The 17,953-nt window shown below is 30.8% G+C and carries 21 protein-coding genes (1 of these 21 only partly in view); 9 read left to right on the top strand and 12 right to left on the bottom strand.

Translation table 11 applies throughout. The features are described from left to right. From AQ1689_RS10175 to AQ1689_RS10165, 3 genes are all read left to right on the top strand, one after another. Window positions 1-91 carry the 3' portion of a cold-shock protein gene (locus AQ1689_RS10175; protein WP_101956014.1) on the top strand. Its footprint begins 95 nt before the window's first position, so only the last 91 of its 186 coding nucleotides appear in the window; its start codon lies beyond the left edge, outside the window; it ends in the stop codon at window positions 89-91. A 220-nt stretch (window positions 92-311) separates the two neighbouring features. Then, window positions 312-503, top strand: coding sequence for a cold-shock protein (locus tag AQ1689_RS10170; protein ID WP_058884578.1), 192 nt, complete (start codon window positions 312-314; stop codon window positions 501-503). A gap of 93 nt (window positions 504-596) precedes the next feature. Continuing rightward, window positions 597-797, top strand: a complete 201-nt coding sequence (locus tag AQ1689_RS10165; RefSeq protein ID WP_101915846.1) for a YwbE family protein — start codon at window positions 597-599, stop codon at window positions 795-797. Window positions 798-818: 21 nt separating this feature from the next. On the opposite strand, the gene AQ1689_RS10160 is transcribed toward AQ1689_RS10165, so the two are convergent. The 4 genes from AQ1689_RS10160 to mtaB all read right to left on the bottom strand — a co-directional run bounded on the left by AQ1689_RS10160 (window position 819) and on the right by mtaB (window position 4,072). Continuing rightward, window positions 819-1,022, bottom strand: coding sequence for a hypothetical protein (locus tag AQ1689_RS10160; protein WP_101915845.1), 204 nt, complete (start codon window positions 1,020-1,022; stop codon window positions 819-821). Further along, window positions 1,022-1,924 (bottom strand): lytic transglycosylase domain-containing protein, encoded by a 903-nt coding sequence (locus AQ1689_RS10155; protein WP_101956013.1) that lies wholly within the window; start codon window positions 1,922-1,924, stop codon window positions 1,022-1,024. Before AQ1689_RS10155 ends, AQ1689_RS10160 begins: the two co-directional genes overlap by 1 nt. A 60-nt stretch (window positions 1,925-1,984) precedes the next feature. After that, on the bottom strand, window positions 1,985-2,647 hold the full coding sequence (locus tag AQ1689_RS10150; protein ID WP_101915843.1) for an alpha/beta fold hydrolase: 663 nt from the start codon (window positions 2,645-2,647) through the stop codon (window positions 1,985-1,987). A gap of 105 nt (window positions 2,648-2,752) precedes the next feature. Next, entirely contained in the window at window positions 2,753-4,072 is a 1,320-nt protein-coding gene (mtaB, locus tag AQ1689_RS10145; RefSeq protein WP_101915842.1) for a tRNA (N(6)-L-threonylcarbamoyladenosine(37)-C(2))-methylthiotransferase MtaB, read from the bottom strand. 39 nt (window positions 4,073-4,111) lie between these two features. Between mtaB and AQ1689_RS10140 the strand changes: the two genes are divergently transcribed. The 3 genes from AQ1689_RS10140 to AQ1689_RS10130 all read left to right on the top strand — a co-directional run bounded on the left by AQ1689_RS10140 (window position 4,112) and on the right by AQ1689_RS10130 (window position 6,669). After that, the gene (locus tag AQ1689_RS10140; RefSeq protein ID WP_101956012.1) at window positions 4,112-4,618 is read left to right on the top strand and encodes a GNAT family N-acetyltransferase; all 507 of its coding nucleotides are present in this window, start codon (window positions 4,112-4,114) and stop codon (window positions 4,616-4,618) included. After that, window positions 4,615-4,932 (top strand): antibiotic biosynthesis monooxygenase family protein, encoded by a 318-nt coding sequence (locus tag AQ1689_RS10135; RefSeq protein WP_101956011.1) that lies wholly within the window; start codon window positions 4,615-4,617, stop codon window positions 4,930-4,932. Before AQ1689_RS10140 ends, AQ1689_RS10135 begins: the two co-directional genes overlap by 4 nt. Window positions 4,933-5,013: 81 nt before the next feature. Next, window positions 5,014-6,669 carry an ABC transporter substrate-binding protein gene (locus tag AQ1689_RS10130; RefSeq protein ID WP_198913871.1) on the top strand — a complete coding sequence of 552 codons (1,656 nt, stop codon included), beginning with the start codon at window positions 5,014-5,016 and terminating at the stop codon, window positions 6,667-6,669. A 121-nt stretch (window positions 6,670-6,790) separates the two neighbouring features. Here AQ1689_RS10130 and AQ1689_RS10125 read toward each other — a convergent pair whose 3' ends face one another. The 7 genes from AQ1689_RS10125 to AQ1689_RS13400 all read right to left on the bottom strand — a co-directional run bounded on the left by AQ1689_RS10125 (window position 6,791) and on the right by AQ1689_RS13400 (window position 13,732). After that, window positions 6,791-7,804: an endonuclease/exonuclease/phosphatase family protein gene (locus tag AQ1689_RS10125; RefSeq protein ID WP_101956010.1), complete on the bottom strand. Its 1,014-nt coding sequence runs from the start codon at window positions 7,802-7,804 to the stop codon at window positions 6,791-6,793. Beyond that, the gene (locus tag AQ1689_RS10120) at window positions 7,805-8,701 is read right to left on the bottom strand and encodes a rhomboid family intramembrane serine protease (protein WP_101956009.1); all 897 of its coding nucleotides are present in this window, start codon (window positions 8,699-8,701) and stop codon (window positions 7,805-7,807) included. It lies immediately after the preceding gene. Between the two features lie 35 nt (window positions 8,702-8,736). Then, window positions 8,737-9,462, bottom strand: a complete 726-nt coding sequence (locus tag AQ1689_RS10115; RefSeq protein ID WP_101956008.1) for a rhomboid family intramembrane serine protease — start codon at window positions 9,460-9,462, stop codon at window positions 8,737-8,739. A gap of 9 nt (window positions 9,463-9,471) precedes the next feature. Beyond that, the gene (gene mutL / locus AQ1689_RS10110) at window positions 9,472-11,367 is read right to left on the bottom strand and encodes a DNA mismatch repair endonuclease MutL (protein ID WP_101915837.1); all 1,896 of its coding nucleotides are present in this window, start codon (window positions 11,365-11,367) and stop codon (window positions 9,472-9,474) included. A 3-nt stretch (window positions 11,368-11,370) separates the two neighbouring features. Beyond that, window positions 11,371-11,652: a riboflavin synthase subunit beta gene (locus AQ1689_RS10105; RefSeq protein ID WP_101915836.1), complete on the bottom strand. Its 282-nt coding sequence runs from the start codon at window positions 11,650-11,652 to the stop codon at window positions 11,371-11,373. Between the two features lie 183 nt (window positions 11,653-11,835). Next, the gene (gene ribH, locus AQ1689_RS10100; RefSeq protein ID WP_101915835.1) at window positions 11,836-12,342 is read right to left on the bottom strand and encodes a 6,7-dimethyl-8-ribityllumazine synthase; all 507 of its coding nucleotides are present in this window, start codon (window positions 12,340-12,342) and stop codon (window positions 11,836-11,838) included. A 4-nt stretch (window positions 12,343-12,346) separates the two neighbouring features. After that, on the bottom strand, window positions 12,347-13,732 hold the full coding sequence (locus AQ1689_RS13400; RefSeq protein ID WP_101956007.1) for an OmpA family protein: 1,386 nt from the start codon (window positions 13,730-13,732) through the stop codon (window positions 12,347-12,349). Window positions 13,733-13,844: 112 nt separating this feature from the next. Between AQ1689_RS13400 and recF the strand changes: the two genes are divergently transcribed. Beyond that, window positions 13,845-14,924, top strand: coding sequence for a DNA replication/repair protein RecF (gene recF, locus AQ1689_RS10090; RefSeq protein ID WP_101915833.1), 1,080 nt, complete (start codon window positions 13,845-13,847; stop codon window positions 14,922-14,924). 21 nt (window positions 14,925-14,945) lie between these two features. Continuing rightward, window positions 14,946-15,242 (top strand): DUF721 domain-containing protein, encoded by a 297-nt coding sequence (locus AQ1689_RS10085; RefSeq protein WP_101915832.1) that lies wholly within the window; start codon window positions 14,946-14,948, stop codon window positions 15,240-15,242. Window positions 15,243-15,374: 132 nt separating this feature from the next. Here the strand turns inward: AQ1689_RS10085 and AQ1689_RS10080 are convergent, their stop codons facing one another. After that, window positions 15,375-17,042 carry a M1 family metallopeptidase gene (locus AQ1689_RS10080; protein ID WP_101956006.1) on the bottom strand — a complete coding sequence of 556 codons (1,668 nt, stop codon included), beginning with the start codon at window positions 17,040-17,042 and terminating at the stop codon, window positions 15,375-15,377. Between the two features lie 107 nt (window positions 17,043-17,149). Here AQ1689_RS10080 and AQ1689_RS10075 point away from each other — a divergent pair, with 107 nt between their 5' ends. Next, window positions 17,150-17,950 (top strand): SDR family oxidoreductase, encoded by an 801-nt coding sequence (locus AQ1689_RS10075; RefSeq protein ID WP_101956005.1) that lies wholly within the window; start codon window positions 17,150-17,152, stop codon window positions 17,948-17,950. Window positions 17,951-17,953: the final 3 nt, after the last annotated feature.

Genomic DNA, 17,953 nt, shown 5'->3' with positions numbered 1-17,953 from the left:
AATCGATGAAATTCGTGAAAATGACGAAGTTGAATTCGAATTACAAGAAGGAAAAAAAGGATTAAACGCTGTTGACGTAAGAGTATTATAATATATATTTTATTACCAGAGTAAACTTTTTAAAGCCTATCAATTTATTTTGATAGGCTTTTTGTTGTAAAAACCCACACTTTTATTAATGTTTTGGGCTATAAAAAAAATATAATGCTAATAAAATCAAATATTTACCTTGATTTTAAATATTTGGCATTACATTTGCAATTCAATTAACGTTGCAATCAATTAAGTAAGCAACATATATTTTTTATATTATGAATAGAGGTACCGTAAAATTTTTTAACGAGTCAAAAGGATTTGGATTTATTACAGAAGAAGGATCAAACAAAGAACATTTTGTACACGTTTCAGGATTAATCGATGAAATTCGTGAAAATGACGAAGTTGAATTCGAATTACAAGAAGGGAAAAAAGGATTAAACGCTGTTGACGTAAGAGTATTATAATATATATTTTATTACCAGAGTAAACTTTTTAAAGAAGCCTATCAATTTATTTTGATAGGTTTTCTTATTTTTAAACCGAAACTAATTTTCAGAATGAAAGAAGGAACAAACAGAAAAGATATTACAATAGGTGCTGCTGTTGAAGTTGTACAAAAAAATCATCAAAAAACAGGTGAATTAACAGCAGGAGTTGTGAGTAGGTTGTTAACAAATTCAGCAAATCATCCACATGGAATAAAAGTACAATTAGCATCTGGAATTGTAGGACGAGTACAAAAAATAACAGCAAACTAGCTAGGCTAATTTGCTGTTTTATTATTGCTTTTTAACTTTTTTTATTCCGTCTACTAAAAATAAACTAGCAAATAAAACTTTTACAAGTAAGTATATGTATTTACTTTGAGTGGTAATTCCGAAAAAGACCCTATATAATTCTTTGTCTTCTAGGAAATTAGAAATTGATTCTACTAAAATAAAAACTCCTAGTATAATATATATAAATGGTATTGCTTTTTTCATTAGTTCATTGGGATTTTTATGGTGTATGTTTTATTGCTTTTATTGTTCAATTTAGATTCTCGCAACCAAGGATTTACTAATTTTAACTCTTTATAAGTAACCTCGTATTTTTTTGCAAAGTTTGTAATGTTTGCAATTGACGTATTTACTTGAACATTATAAGTAGTCGGAAAGGTGTATAAATCTTCTTGATCGTATATAAATCCATATTTATTAGGATTTCCTAGCACTTCTTTTAAAGCTAAAATTCTAAAAACATACCTGCTAGTTTCACTATTTAAAAGTAAATCATAGTAATTATCAACTTGCTGTTGCTTTAAACGTTGCGAAATTCGACCGTTACCTGCATTATATGCAGCAGCAGCTAGTGTCCAAGAACCCAGTTTTTTCTTCGCCTTTTTTAAATATTCGGCAGCAACTCGTGTTGATTTTTCTAAATTATAACGTTCATCAACATTTCTATTTACCTCTAATCCATATTCACGACCAGTGGCAGGCATAAAATGCCAATATCCAGCGGCACCTTTTGATGACGGAATGTTAATTAAAGCACTTTCGGCAACACATAAATATTTAAAATCATCAGGCACGCCATATTTTTCTAGCAAAGGTTCTATGATAGGGAAAAATTTATTAGCACGTTTAATTAACAATACTCCGTTAGATTGCCAATAGGTATTTACCAATAATTCACGATCCATATGTTCTTTAACATCTGCTTTTTCTAAAGGAACACGTTCTCCTGCGAGTTCCATGTAGCTAGGTGCTTTTACAGCTCTAATTTCATAGCTTTCAGCTACATTTTTTATTTTAGATTCATTTTTTTTGCTTATTGTATTGGTCAATAATACCGCTACAAAAACAATAGTTATAAGTGATAAAAAACGGATGGATTTATTCATTTTCTTTAATTTTTAGGTGATTTTAAGCTCTTTTTCTGATTTTTAGCTATTTATAACAAGTTAATGAATAAAACATTCTTTTTCTAAAATTTTAGAAATAGTTTTTGCTTTATTTAAAATCATAATATGTGTTCCATTTTCAACTTCAATATAATTTTGAAGATTTTTTGCAGGAAAAACTTCATCATCAGTTCCGTGTATATGAGTTATATTCGCCAAGGGCTTAGATTGTTGCCAATGTAATACATTATAAACCGACCATTGTAAATAGGTTTCATCTCTTTTTGATAGATATATTTTATATAATTCAGCTCTTTTTTTCAGATAATCATTAAAAAAATAGCGTTCATATTTTTCGATATTCGCAATTATTTTAGAAGGGAAAAGTTTATAAACTCCTGTTATATACGCTAATTTCAAGCGTTTTGGCAATTCGTTATTATTTTTGATGCTCGATATTAAAATTACTTTTTCACAATCAATAATTTTACTCATTTCCTGCACCATAATCCCTCCAAAAGAAACACCTATTAAAATTGGTTTTTCATGATGAATATTTTCACACATTCTTCGGGCATATGCTTCGATGCTTTCATCAATAGAAATCGGCAATAACCATTCTAGAAAATGAAGTTCAAATTTTTCTTTTGATAGTTTTATGTATTCAAATATTTGTGTATTAGCTCCTAAACCAGGTACAAAATAGAGGTGTTTTTTTTCCATTAATAGTTATATTATAGTTTATAAAATTTGAAACACATAAATTATTTAGTTAAAATCAAGACCTCACAGGCTTTTAAAATCTGTGAGGTCTGAAAAGAAAGTATTTTATTCATCAAAATTAAAACGCACTATACCATCTTCATCAATTTTAGTTAAAGTAACGGTATGTAAGGTGTTTACTAAACTAGGATTCCAAGGAGTTTTAACTTTTACATAATTCTGTGTAAAACCATGAATATAGCCTTCTTTATTTTCACTTTCAAACAATGCGGTTAGCGTGTTTCCTAGTTGACTTTCATAAAAAGCCCTACGTTTTTTAACCGATAAACCACGTAACATTTTACTTCGTTTTGCACGTACATTTTTAGGAACTATTCCGTCCATACCAACAGCTTCGGTATTTGGTCTTTCAGAATAAGTAAATACATGTAAATACGAAATATCCATTTCGTTTAAATAATTGTATGTTTCTAAAAACAACTCGTCTGTTTCACCAGGAAAACCAACAATAACATCAACACCTATACAAGCGTTAGGCATTACTTCTTTAATTTTTTGTGTTCTATTAGTATAGGTTTTTGTTAAATAACGACGCTTCATTTTTTTCAATAATTCGTCATTACCAGATTGCAGTGGAATGTGAAAATGAGGCACAAAAGTTTTCGATTTCGATACAAAATCAATAGTTTCATCTTTTAATAAATTTGGTTCAATTGATGAAATTCGCAAACGTTTAATACCTTCAACCTTGTCTAATTCTTTGACTAATTCTAAAAAAGTATGTTCGTGTTTTTTATTTCCAAATTCCCCTTTTCCGTAATCACCGATATTAACACCCGTTAAAACGATTTCTTTGATGCCTTTTTCTGATATTTCTTTGGCGTTTTTCAATACATTTTCCAAAGTATCTGACCTAGAAATACCACGGGCTAACGGAATTGTACAATAGGTACATTTATAATCACAACCATCTTGCACCTTTAAAAAGGCACGGGTACGATCGCCAATAGAATACGCACCAACATACGAATCGGCCTCTTCAATTTCGCACGAATGCACTTCGCCAATATCATTTTTGGTTAAATCGTTAATATAACTGGTAACATTAAATTTTTCGGTTGCGCCTAATACCAAATCAACGCCATTTACATTGGCTAATTCTTCGGGTTTTAATTGGGCATAACAACCAACACCAATTATAAAAGCATCTTCATTTTGTTTTAGCGCATTTTTTACAATTGATTTAAAACGTTTGTCGGCATTATCGGTTACCGAACAGGTATTTATTACATATATTTGAGCTTTTTCATCGAAATCGACACGTTCAAAACCTTCATTTACAAAGTTTCGAGCAATTGTTGAGGTTTCAGAAAAATTTAATTTACATCCTAAAGTATAAAAAGCTACTTTTTTATCTGCGTTCATTCTTGTACATTTATCAACTACAAAATTACAATTTTATTCATGATTTTTGAAACGGAAAGATTACTCATTAGAAAACTTATTTTTACTGATTTAAAACCTTTTCATTGCCTAGAAAGTAATCCGTTGGTTTTGCAATATGCAACAGGTGGGGTTAAAACAATTTTAGAATGTGAAAAAGAATTAATAATGTTGATAAATAAATATGAAAAACCAAGCAATGATTTTTTTATTTATGCAGTAGAACGAAAATCGGATGGTTGTTTTATAGGTACCTTAGGTTTAATTAAAGATGTTGAAAATAAAGAAGATGATGAAATAGGTTATCGATTTATTCAGCAATACTGGGGCAAAGGCTACGCTAGTGAATTATGTGAAGGATTGATCGGTTATTGTAAAAGGGTAGGAATGAAAAAAATTATAGCCTATGTTATTGATAAAAATATTGCTTCCAGTAAAATTTTAAAACGTTTTAATTTTAAAGTAATTAAACATTTGATAAGCGATGATATTGGCTTACCTGAAACAAAATATGAGTTAATTTTATGATAGAAGATTCTTTAAATCCGCCATATTATGCGGTTATCTTTACAACAGTATTATCTGATAATTTAAACGGATACGATGCGATGTCAATTAAAATGGAATCCCTTGCAAAACAACAAAAAGGATATTTAGGCATTGAATCTGCTCGTTCAGCAGTAGGAATTACCGTTTCATATTGGGAAGATTTGGATGCCATTGTTCAGTGGAAAAATAATATTGAACATATTCAAGCCAGAGAAATGGGAAGAGAACAATGGTACAAAAAATATCAATTGCGGATTTGTAAAGTGGAACGTGAATATGGCTTTAATAAGTGATTTTAAGGTTTAAAATTGATTAATTTTTTAAGAAAAGAGACGCTTCAGTTATTTAGACAGAAGTTTTTAAAACGATATACATTGCAGATAAATCATATTATAAAAATAAAAGAAAGTAAGCGTAATTATTTCATTTTATTCATTCTTTTTATAGGATTGTATTCCTGTACCAAACAAAGCAGTAAATTTACAGATTCACAAGTTTTTAGATATAATGAACATTCAAATATTACTTCGTTAGATCCTGCTTTTGCCAAAGATCAGCGGAATATTTGGGCGGTAAATCAATTATTTAATGGCTTGGTTCAGTTAGATGATAGTTTGCATATTCAGCCTGATATTGCTAAAAAATGGTCGATTTCTGAAGATGGAAAAACATATCGTTTTACTTTAAGAAATGATGTAAAATTTCACAAGCATCATTTATTTGGTAAAGATTCTACACGAAGCGTAAAAGCTACGGATTTTAAATATTCATTTGATCGATTAGTATCAAAAAAAGTAGCATCTCCTGGTGGTTGGGTACTTCAAAATATTGCTGATTTCAAAGCGGAAAACGATTCGGTTTTCACCATCAATTTAAAACAAGCTTTCCCGCCTTTTTTAGGTTTGTTAGCGATGAAATATTGTTCGGTAGTTCCAAAAGAAGCAGTTGATTATTTTGGTAATTCATTTAGAGCAAACCCTATTGGAACAGGTGCTTTTCAATTCAAACTATGGGTAGAAAATACCAAATTAGTATTGCGTAAAAACCCATTGTATTTTGAAAAAGATGTAAACGGAAATCAATTACCGTATTTAGAAGCCGTAGCAATTACTTTTTTGCCTGATAAACAAAGCGAATTCTTACAATTTATCCAAGGAAATCTTGACTTTATGAAAAGTTTAGACGCCTCTTATAAAGATGATATTTTAAATACCAATGGAACTTTAAAAGAGAAATATACCGATAAAATAGTGATGCAAACAGGCGCTTATTTGAATACAGAATATTTAGGCTTTTATTCAGAAGGCTTGAAAAATTACCCAACGAAATCAAAATTAATACGACAAGCAATTAATTACGGATTTGATCGTGAAAAAATGATTAAATTTTTACGTAACGGAATTGGAATTCCTGCCAAAAATGGATTTATACCCAAAGGTTTACCTTCATTTAATTATCAAAAAGGATATTCATATCAACCTGAAAAAGCAGCTGCATTAGTATTAAAATACATCGAAGAAACAGGTGATAAAAATCCTGAAATAACCATTACAACCAACGGAAATTATTTAGATTTATGTGAATTTATCCAACGGGAATTACAAAATATAGGATTGCAGGTAAAAGTATCTGTAATTCCGCCATCGACTTTACGACAAGCAAAATCAAACGGTAAATTGCCTGTTTTTAGAGCCAGTTGGATTGCCGATTATCCTGATGCTGAAAATTACTTATCGTTGTTTTACAGTAAAAATTTTACACCTAACGGACCTAATTATACCCATTTTAAAAATATAACTTTTGATGTTTTATATGAAAAATCAATACAAGAAATTGACATAAAAAAACGCTATGAATTATACCAAAAAATGGATAGTATTATTATTGAACAAGCACCAATTGTTCCGCTTTATTATGATGAAGTTATTCGTTTTAGTCAAAAAAACATACAAGGGTTAGGCATCAACCCAATTGATTTATTGAATTTAAAACAGGTTAAAAAAACGAAGAGCCTATTAAAAATTAAATAAAGATTAGATTATCGTCCTGCTGAACTAAATTTAGGTTGACGAATTCCATTTTTTAACCATAAAATGTTTTTAAATGAAATTAAACAGACGCTAAAAATTATCTAAAATAAACAATAAAAAACTACCAATGCAAACGGCTCATAATAGGGTAGTGGTCTGAAAATTTAATATCGCTAAATGTTTTATATTGATTTATAGTGGCGGTATTATCGGTCAGCATAAAATCAATCCGCATCGGATAGATGTATCGAAACGATTTCCCTAAGCCAATTCCAGCGGTTAAAAAGGCATCTTTTTTATCTTCAGATAACTTTTGATACACCCAAGAATATGCAGTGTTATTAAAATCGCCACATATAATTTTTTTCTTCTTCCAAGAATATTCATGCTGTAAAATTAGCTCGGTTTGCGCTACTTGTTTTTCAAATCCATTTGTTAAACGCTTAAATAAATGCCCTGAATCTTTTTCGCCAAAATAGTCTTTATTTGGGTTTATTTTTAACGACTCTAAATGCACATTATAAATACGAATGGTGTCTTTGTTTTTAACAATGTCAACAAAAATAGTATTGTTTGCGCTATTTTTAAAGTTTAAAGAACCGGAGTTTACAATAGGGTATTTAGTGTAAATAGCAAGCCCAAATTTCCTAGATTTTGACTTGGTTTTAATATATTTATAAGGCAGTTTTATGTCTAATAATTCAGATCGATAAAACTCTTGCATAGCCACAACATCAGGGTTTTGATTGTTGATGAACTCGTATATTTTTTGTTCGGTGGTAATGTCGTTTATATGTTTGTAATAATTAAATAGATGCACATTGTAGCTCATTACTTTTAAGTCATCATTTAAAACTGTTTCTTTATTTGATAATTTTATAAGTGGCGTAGAGCTCACCCATCCGATACTTAAAACAAGCAGTGATAGTACCGCTTTTTTATTAATTTTAAACAACCAATACCCGAAAAAAAAGCAATTTAAAATAATTAATAACGGTACAAATAAACTCAAAACTGCTAGGGCAGGAATTACCTGTGGTGACACATAGGGTAAAACATAACAAAGCAATAATAGCGTAGCTAAAATTGAATTAACGAAGAATAATAATTTTTGTATGATAGGGGATTTTTTCATTTAATTAGTACCTTGTTTGAATAAAAATTCTTTTTCGGTTTGGGTTAAAGTATCGTAGCCAGATGTACTTATTTTATCTAAAATAGCATCTACTTCTTGTTGATTAACTGATTTTTTAAACGAGGTGGTTACTGGTTTTTTACCTGACTTATAAACTGTTTTTAATGGTTCTTCTTTTTTTTCAAAACAGTTAGTAGCGGTTTTTTTTAGCTTGTTAAAAATGGTTATTTCTTTATTACTTGCTTTTAAAACATATAAAAAACCAAACAACGCCCCACCTATATGTGCCAAATGTCCGCCAGCATTACCGGCAGGTATTTGAAGTACATCTAAAGCGATCCAAATGGCGGCTAATTTCCATAATTTAACATAACCAATTAGCGGAAATCGCAATTCATAAGTAGGCATATAAGTTGCACTTCCTATAAAAATAGCTGAAATCCCTGCGGATGCGCCTAATAAAATATTATTGTTAGCACCTTGTTGTAATCCTGGGAAAAAATGATAGCTCGCTATAAAAATAACACCTCCAAAAACAGTTCCTAAAAGATAAAAATTTAGCAGTTGTTTTGAGGTAAAATAGTGCTTGAAAAAATTACCTATATAAAATAATGCAAATAAGTTTGCTAGTATATGTATAAAGCCGGTGTGTAAAAATCCGTAGGTAATAATGGTCCAGGGTTTTGATAAGAAATCATCAAAATTAGCAGGTAAAGCAAACCATTCTACTAAAAAATTGCTGTTCGATTGAAATAAAAAACCGAAAGTATTGCTGATAAAAACCAACAAAAATACCGCAAGGTTTATGTAGATTAATTGCTCTACAATACCCGCGTTTTTAAATCGATATTTTAAATTATCTAAATTTTTTGAAACATTAAATTGAAATCTATTCATTCATTATTTAATTTTATGCGATACAATATACTAAATTAATGAGTTTTAAATTGATTTTTTTTCCAATACCAAGCAATTATAAAACCAATAATAGCTCCTCCAATATGTGCAAAATGTGCAATATTACCGATAGAATATTTGGTGACTCCAAAAAATACATCACTAGCAATCATGATCGGAATAAAATATTTTGCAGCAATCGGTACTGGGAAAAATATCAAAGCCAATTTAGCGTCAGGAAATAGCAATCCGAAGGCTACTAAAATACCGTAAACAGCCCCAGAAGCTCCAACAGCGGGAGTATGATATAGGCTGTAAAATTCGCTCATTGTTTGATTGGAAAGCGTAATTAAAGTATCATTATATTGCCCTGTATTTAATAAGTTTTTGATGTCAATAGCCGATATTCCTTGCTCAATTAATTGGGTGTAAATTCCATTAAATTGATAATAATTAACAAGTGTGTAAATTAATCCTGCTCCAATACCTGCCGAAAAATAAAAGAAAATAAACTTATTTTTACCCCACATTTGCTCTAGTGGTGTACCAAAAGCCCATAAAGCATACATGTTAAAAAGTAAGTGCATCGGGCTTGCGTGCATAAAAATATGCGTAACATATTGCCAAATAGCAAAGTGTTCATTTTCAGTGTAATGTAATGCAAAAATATTTGTTATATCTAAATTTAAAAGCTGTGGTACAAAATACATAATCACATTAATGATTATTAAATGCTTTATAGCGGCTGTTATTTTTGCCATATTTATTTGTTATTTATTGAAAATGGTATCAATTTCGTTTAAAGTTAATGTTTTAAACGTTGGTTTCCCAAAGGGTGAAGTATTGGGTTCTCTACAAGAAAATAAATTATTTACTAAGTTTTCTTGCTCTTTAATAGATAGTACGGTTCCTGTTTTTAGTGCTAACGATTTTGCAAATGATTTAGCCATTACATCAAAATGACTAAAACTAGCGTCAGGCACTTCTAATTTAATGTCGTCTAATAATTCTTCTAAAATTAAGGTTATTTGACTCTCACTAATTGAAGTGGGTATGCCTCGAATAATAACACTTTCTTTGGTAAATTCATCAAACATAAAACCAGCACTTTCTAAATCTGATTTTATGGTGTAAATCATTTCGATGTCCGATTTAGAAAAAGAAATAGTTACAGGAAATAATAATTGCTGACTACTTGCTTCTTTGATGGTAATGTTTTCTAGAAACTCTTCGTATAAAATACGTTGATGCGCCAAAGATTGATTAATTAAAACAACGCCTGATTTTATAGAGCTTAATAAATATTTTTTCTGAATTTGAAAGGTTTTACCTGTTTCTGTTTCTTGATGAGATTCAAATAGTTGCTCTTGTTTTGTAGCGTCTATTGATTTATTATTGCTATACAAAGCCTCCCAGTCATCCGTATCTTTTTTAAAATTAGATTGATAACTTACCGATTTTGAGCTATCTGTGTTGGTTTGTTTATTCGCATTATTTGGTTCGTTTAAATATTCAGCAGTAGTTGTTTTTTCTTGATAACTAGGCGATGCTGTAAACGGATTAAAAGTATGATCTACAGTAATTGGCGGAAGTTTAGAGGGATCTGATGATTTTTTGCTGTAATCATACGGTGTATCTAAGTTGGCATCCCTGCTAAAATCTAAGGCGGGTGTTACATTGTACTGCCCCAAACTGTGTTTAACGGTTGCTCGTAAAATAGCATACAGTATTTTTTCATTATCAAATTTAATTTCCGTTTTTGTTGGGTGTATATTGATATCAATACTATTTGGCGGCACTTCTAAATATAAAAAATAAGAAGGATGCGATCCGTTTTCTAACAAACCTTCAAAGGCCATTACTACGGCATGGTTTAAATACGAACTTTTTATAAAACGATTGTTTACAAAAAAGTACTGTTCGCCACGTTTTTTCTTTGCAAATTCAGATTTTGTGGTAAAACCTCTTATTGAAATAAGATCAGTTTGTTCAGAAATAGGAACAAGTCTTTCATTCATTTTATTACCAAAAACAGCTACAATTCGCTTGCGTAAATTGCTTTTTTTCAGATGATAAAGCTCGGTGTTGTTGTGTTGTAATAAAAAAGAAATATCAGGATGTGCTAAGGCAACTCTTTGAAATTCATCGACAATATGACGGGTTTCAATACTGTCTGATTTTAAAAAATTACGACGCGCAGGAATGTTGTAAAATAAATTTTTAACCGCAATACTTGTTCCTTTAGGTGTTGAAATAGCTTCTTCAGAAATAATTTTACTCCCTGCTATTTTAATAAAAGAACCAAGCTCTTGATTTTCTTGTCTTGTTTTTAGCTCTACATGTGCAATTGCAGCGATAGAGGCTAAAGCTTCTCCTCGAAAACCTTTGGTATTTAAGTTAAATAAATCTTGAGCATCTTTAATTTTTGATGTAGCGTGTCGCTCAAAACTCAAGCGAGCATCTGCAATACTCATTCCTTTTCCGTCGTCAATTACTTGAATTAACGTTTTACCAGCATCTTTAATTAATAGCTTTATAGTAGCAGCGCCTGCATCAATTGAATTTTCAACTAGCTCTTTAACTACAGAGGCAGGGCGTTGTACTACTTCACCAGCAGCAATTTGGTTTGCAACATGATCAGGAAGTAATTGTATAATATCAGACATTCGTTATTTTTTAGATAAAAAGATAGAAAGATCGAAATCGATAAAAAATAAAAATAAGAGTATAAAAAAAGCAACTAAAATGATAATTGTACTATTAAAACCGCCGTTTTCAGAATTTTTAAATTCATTAAGAGCAACTGTAAATTTACCTTTTAAGCCTTTTGTTTTACCAACAGTGGTACGGTATTTATCAAATTTATGTTTTACTTGATACGGGTTTCCCTCGCCTTTGTAGTAGGTGGGTTTGTAATCAAATTTTTTATTTTCTTTTTTAATAAATCCCATGGTTACTGTTTTTGAATACTGTAGTGTAACAAAAATCACACCAAATTAAGACGAAATTCAAAGTTACTGAATTATGAATTGATTGTCAAAAATTAAGGCTAAATTAACGTTAAAAAAGAACCAAAAAGCATATTATTTTGGTTCTTTTTTATCTGAAAAAATAAAATATGTTAAAAAAAGGCTTTAAAACCCTAAAGAACTAGAAGGTTTGTCTAAGTTTTTAAGTGCTGCCATTTTAACAGCTGCAATGGCACATTCAATACCTTTGTTTCCTAGTTTTCCTCCTGATCTGTCTAATGATTGTTGCTTTGTATTGTCTGTTAAAACACAGAATATTACAGGAACATCATATTTAATATTCAAATCTACAATACCTTGTGTAACACCATCGCACACAAAATCAAAGTGTTTTGTTTGTCCTTGAATTACGTTTCCAATAGCGATAATTGCATCTACTTTTTGAGATTCAATCATTTTTTTGCATCCGTAAACCAATTCAAAACTTCCTGGAACATCCCAAGAAACAATATTATTTTGTTCTGCACCACAGTCTAAAAGCGCTTCAATAGCACCTTTGTGTAAGTTTCCTGTAATTTCGGGATTCCATTCTGATACAACAATCCCAAATCGAAACGATTTCGCATTTGGGATGGTTGCTTTATCATAATAAGATAAATCTGTTGTTGCCATTTAATTATTTTTTAGAAACTCTTGCTGCAACACGTCTGTTTAAAGCACGCCCTTCGCTAGTGTTGTTGTCAGCTATTGGATGTTCGATACCGTATCCTTCAGCATTTAATCTTTCTTTAGCAATACCCTTGCTAACGATTGAATTTAAAATAGCATTCGCTCTTTTTTCTGATAAACTTTTATTAAAATCAGCGTTACCGGTATTGTCAGTATAACCACCTAATTTTAAGTTTACGTTAGGGTAGGCTTTTAAAATTTTAACAACATTATCAATTTGGTTGTTAGATTTTTCGTCTAAATCAGCAGCACCTGTTTTGAATAAAACTCTACGTAAGTTAAACCAAGAATTTTTGTCGGCTTTAGCATCACTTTTAATAAAGTTTAACAATCCGCTTTCAAAACCTTTGCTTAATGCTAAAAATTCAGTTCCGTCGTTAAGTTTTAAATTTACAAATTCACCTAAAAATTCGTATCCTTTAACAGATTTCCCTAAAAATTCTGATTTCGTATTATAAAGTGCGTTAACATCATTCATAATATGAACATCGCTTGCAGTAGTTACAGCTGGCTTGGTTTGTTCAACTTTCGCTAAAGAAACTGCGCTAGATGCATCTGCATATTTTGCAGTATTGATGTATTTTTGAATATCTCTACCTTGATTAGTAGTAGGGTATTTCTCTTTAATGGTTGTATATAATTTTTCAGCAGTCGTATATTCTTTTAAAGACATAGCCGTTTGTGCCGCTTTAAATAAGAATAAAGGCGCTGTAAAGTCATTACTTTTCTTTTTAGCTGCTTTTTGGTAGTATGTTAAAGCATCTTCAGGTTGATTGATATCTGCAAAAGCATCACCAATTGCACCTAAAGCAGTAGCACCTAATAATTCATCCTCTGAATTAAAATTACTTAAATATTGAATTGCTTCTTCGTATTTTTTTGTTTTTAAGAAAGAAATACCCGCATAGTAATTTGCTAAATTTCCAGCTTTAGTTCCGCTAAATTTATCAGCAACATCTGTAAAACCATATTTACCATCACCACCATTTAACCCAATGTTATAAAGTGCATCTGCAGGTTTACCAGCTGATTTTTCTGCTTTGTCAAAAAATGTTCTTGGATATGCTAATTCATTTGAAGCCTCTTGTTCATTCGGTTCAGAAATAAATGTATTGTAGGCTAAATACCCTAAAATTACAGCAGCAACTGCTACCAATCCTAAAAATAAAGCCTTGCTATTTTTTTCAATCCATTGTTCTGATTTATTCGCTGTGTCATCTAAAGTATTAAATACTTCGGCTGTTGTACTTTGCGCTTCATCAAAGTTTTCTTCAACTTCTTGCTCAACCTTTTCTTTTTTAGGTTTGTAACCCCTTTTCTTGTATGTAGCCATAATTGCTTAAAAATTTGTGGAACAAAAATAGCTTTTTAAATTGGATTTTAAAAATGGATTATTCCTGAAAAAATGATAATTTGCGCTTTCTTTTTTGAAAAAAATCTTATTCATGTATCTGCAAAAATTATCGTTAGTAAATTTTAAAAATATTGAAACGCAATCGTTTGATTTTCAGCAGAAAATAAACTGTTTTGTAGGGAGTAATGGCGTTGGAAAAACAAATGTGTTAGATGCTATTTATTATTTATCGTTTGCTAAAAGTTATTTTAATTCGGTAGCGGGACAAAATATTCGTCATGGGCAAGATTTTTTTATGATTGAAGGTTCGTACCAATTAGCTAGTAGAAATGAGAAAATTTTGTGTTCTTTAAAAAGAGGGCAGAAAAAAATATTAAAAAGAAATGGTAAGCCTTACGAAAAGTTTTCGGAGCATATTGGGCAATTGCCATTGGTCATTATTTCACCTGCCGATAGAAATTTAATTGTAGAAGGTAGTGAAACCCGTCGCAAATTTATGGACAGCGTTATTTCTCAGCAAGATAAAAATTATTTACAAAGCTTAATTTCGTATAATAAAATTATCAGTCAGCGAAATGCCTTGTTAAAATATTTTGTAGCAAACAGAACTTTTGATGCTTTAAATTTAAAGGTCTATGATGCTCAATTAGTGGAATATGGAACTATAATTTATCAAAAGAGAAAAGCTTTTTTGGAAGAATTTGCGCCAATTTTTAATGCAAAACACCATATAATTTCAGGCAATAAAGAAACCGTAAATTTGCGCTATAAAAGTCAGTTACATGATGCTTCTTTGATTGATTTATTTGCAGGTAGTTTAAATAAAGACAGGATGTTGCAATATACATCATCAGGAATTCATAAAGATGATTTGAATTTTGAAATTGACCAGTATCCTATTAAAAAATTTGGATCGCAAGGACAGCAAAAAACCTACTTAATTGCCTTGAAATTAGCGCAGTTTGAATTTATAAAAAAACAATCAAATGTAACGCCAATTTTGTTATTGGATGATATTTTTGATAAATTAGATGAAAATAGGGTGGCACAAATTGTTGCATTGGTAAATAATGATGCTTTTGGGCAAATTTTTATAACCGATACACATTTTGATAGAACCGAAAATGTGCTTAAAAATAGCAATCAAGAATATCAGATTTTTAAATTGTAGTAATCATAAATTTAAAAAAGTATGGCAAAACGAGAAAACGATAGTTTTTCAATAAAAGATTTATTAGGAAGCTATATTAAAGAAGGAAGTTTAAAAAAAGGCTTTCAGAAAATTCACATTTCAGAAGCTTGGACCAAATTAATGGGCGCAGGAGTAGCGTCTTATACAACTGAAGTAAGGTTGCAAAACGGAACGCTAATTGTTCGATTGTCTTCTTCTGTTTTAAGGGAAGAGTTAAATTACGGAAAAGATAAAATCATAAAAATGATGAACGAAGAAATGGGCGAAAATTTGGTCAAAAAATTAATGTTGGTGTAATAATAATAATGTAGAGACGTCGATTTATCGCGTCTTTTTTATGGCTATCACATTTTTTATAGATGCAAAATTATTTAGGCGCCTTATATGTTAGACGCGATAAATCGCGTCTGTATGTAATGTATGTTGTGTTTATTTTATGTTTTTAATATTCACATAAAAATTTTTATCCACCGTAATTTCTTTAATTTTAGCTGCTATTTTATCCGAAGAAAATGCTGTTGTTTGCCAATTTTTAGTAGGTTTTAATTGCTGTATTTTTTTATCAACTAAAATATTTATCGGCATATTAAAACCTTCAATAATAGTATTCCAACGATATGAAATACTGTTGTTTTCAACTTTATATTCAAAAACAGGAATTTTAACGGTACGCAAATACTGATCAAAAATACAAGATAAATCTAAGCCCGACTGTGCTATCAAATAATTTTCAACCTGCTTGGTGGTTACTGTTTTATGATAAAAAACCGAATTCAAACCACGTAAAATTTGTCGCCATTTTTCATCATTATTAAGCAAGGTTCTAATGGTGTGCAACATATTGGCACCTTTATAATACATATCGCCAGAACCTTCGCTGTTTACATCATATTGTCCAATAATAGGAATGTTGTTTAAAATACTTTTTCGAGTACCAATAACATACTCAGAAGCCGCTTTTTTACCGTAATAATAGTCTAAAAATAAGCTTTCAGAATAGGCGGTAAAACTCTCATGAATCCACATATCGGCAATATCTTTATTGGTAATATTATTGGCAAACCACTCGTGCCCAGATTCGTGAATAATAATAAAATCAAACTTTAAACCCCAACCAGTCCCTGATAAATCTCTTCCTAAATATCCGTTTTCAAATTTATTTCCGTAGGTAACCGAACTTTGATGCTCCATACCTAAATACGGCGCTTCTACGAGTTTGTATCCATCTTTATAAAAAGGATATTTTCCAAACCAATGCTCAAAAGCTTTCATCATTTTAGGGGCATCTTTAAACTGCTTTTTTGCTTTTGATAAGTTATCTCGCAATACATAATAATCCATATCTAAAACACCCGCTTCGCCTTTATATTTTTCAGAAAAATGCACATAATCGCCAATATTTATATTTACACCATAATTATTAATAGGATTATCAACAAACCAATGATAGGTTGTGCTAGCGTCTTCATGTTGTTCTATTTCACGTAATTTTCCATTAGAAATATCCATCAAATTTTTAGGAACACGCACGCTAATTGCCATGCTGTCGACCTCGTCGTACATGTGGTCTTTATTTGGCCACCAAACACTTGCACCTAATCCTTGGCAAGAAGTAGCTACAAAATGATTGCCATTTTTATCTTTTTTCCAGGTGAAACCACCGTCCCAAGGCGCATTTTTAGCAACCTTTGGGTGTCCTTGGTAGTAAACATCTAAAGAATTAACAGCGCCTGTTTTTTGATGCTTTTTCAAATGAATAAAATGCGCATTTCCTTGATGAGTTACTTTTAATTCTCTGCCATTTTGAATAACTTTCGTAATTTTTAAAGGCGCTTGTAAATCAATTTGCAATACATTATGTGGTTTTAAAACCGTGTATTGTACCGTGTTTTTTCCTTGGATAAATTTTTTATCAGGATGAATAGCAATATCTAAATGATAATAGGTCAAATTCCACCAAATTCTTTCAGGGGTAATTGACCCTCTCAAACTATCTTGATGCGTAAAATTTTTATGGTGTTCAAATAGCCCTGTTTGTGCTACGATATTGCTGCTGATAAGTAAGAAGAAAATACTTATAATTAATTTTTTATACATAATACGATACTGCTGTTTTCTGAAAAAATAAGAACGACAAAGATAAGTATTTTTAAACTCTTCTTAATTATAGCGAACTTTTCTGATATTTGCACAAAATCAATTTAATGTCAAAAGTCGTATTAATAACAGGCGCATCTTCTGGAATCGGAAAAGCGGTTGCTACCTATTTACACCATAAAAATTACACCGTTTACGGAACAAGCAGAAATCCATCAGATTTAAAATTACCGTATAAAATGGTCGCTTTAGATGTTACAAAACCAGCAACAATACAAAAAGCTATTCAAAGTATTCTTCAAAAAGAAGGTACAATAGATGTGTTAATAAACAATGCAGGAAAAGGAATAACAGGGTCGATTGAAGACACGCCAACCGATGAAATGCGTGCCAATTTTAACACAAATTTCTTTGGTGCTATTGATGTTATAAAGGCTGTTTTACCACAAATGCGTCAACAAAAATCGGGTGTTATTATTAATTTAACATCTATCGCAGGTTATATGGGATTGCCTTTTAGAGGAGTTTATTCGGCAAGTAAAGGAGCTTTAGAACTCGTTACAGAATCCATTAGTATGGAGGTGAAAAGCTTCGGGGTTAAAGTAATAAATGTAGCGCCAGGTGATTTTGCGACCAATATTGCCGCAGGACGCTACCATACGCCAGTGTATGAAAAATCGGCCTATAAAGAAAAATATGTCGAAAATTTAGCGTTGATGGACGGGCATGTATCATCAGGAATGAACCCTGATGTAATGGCAAAGGCACTGCATGAAATTATAGAACATAAAAACCCAAAAATTCATTACAAAATAGGTGGTTTTATGGAGAAGTTTTCGATTGTTTTAAAACGAATACTACCCGATAAAATGTATCAAAAACTGTTAATGAACCATTATAAATTGTAAATT

This window comes from Tenacibaculum finnmarkense (genome assembly GCF_900239185.1).
In the GTDB taxonomy this organism is placed as follows: Bacteria; Bacteroidota; Bacteroidia; order Flavobacteriales; family Flavobacteriaceae; genus Polaribacter; species Polaribacter finnmarkensis.
The sequence above is the reverse complement of the archived record's forward strand: the minus strand, read 5'-3'. Positions and strand labels throughout refer to the sequence as shown.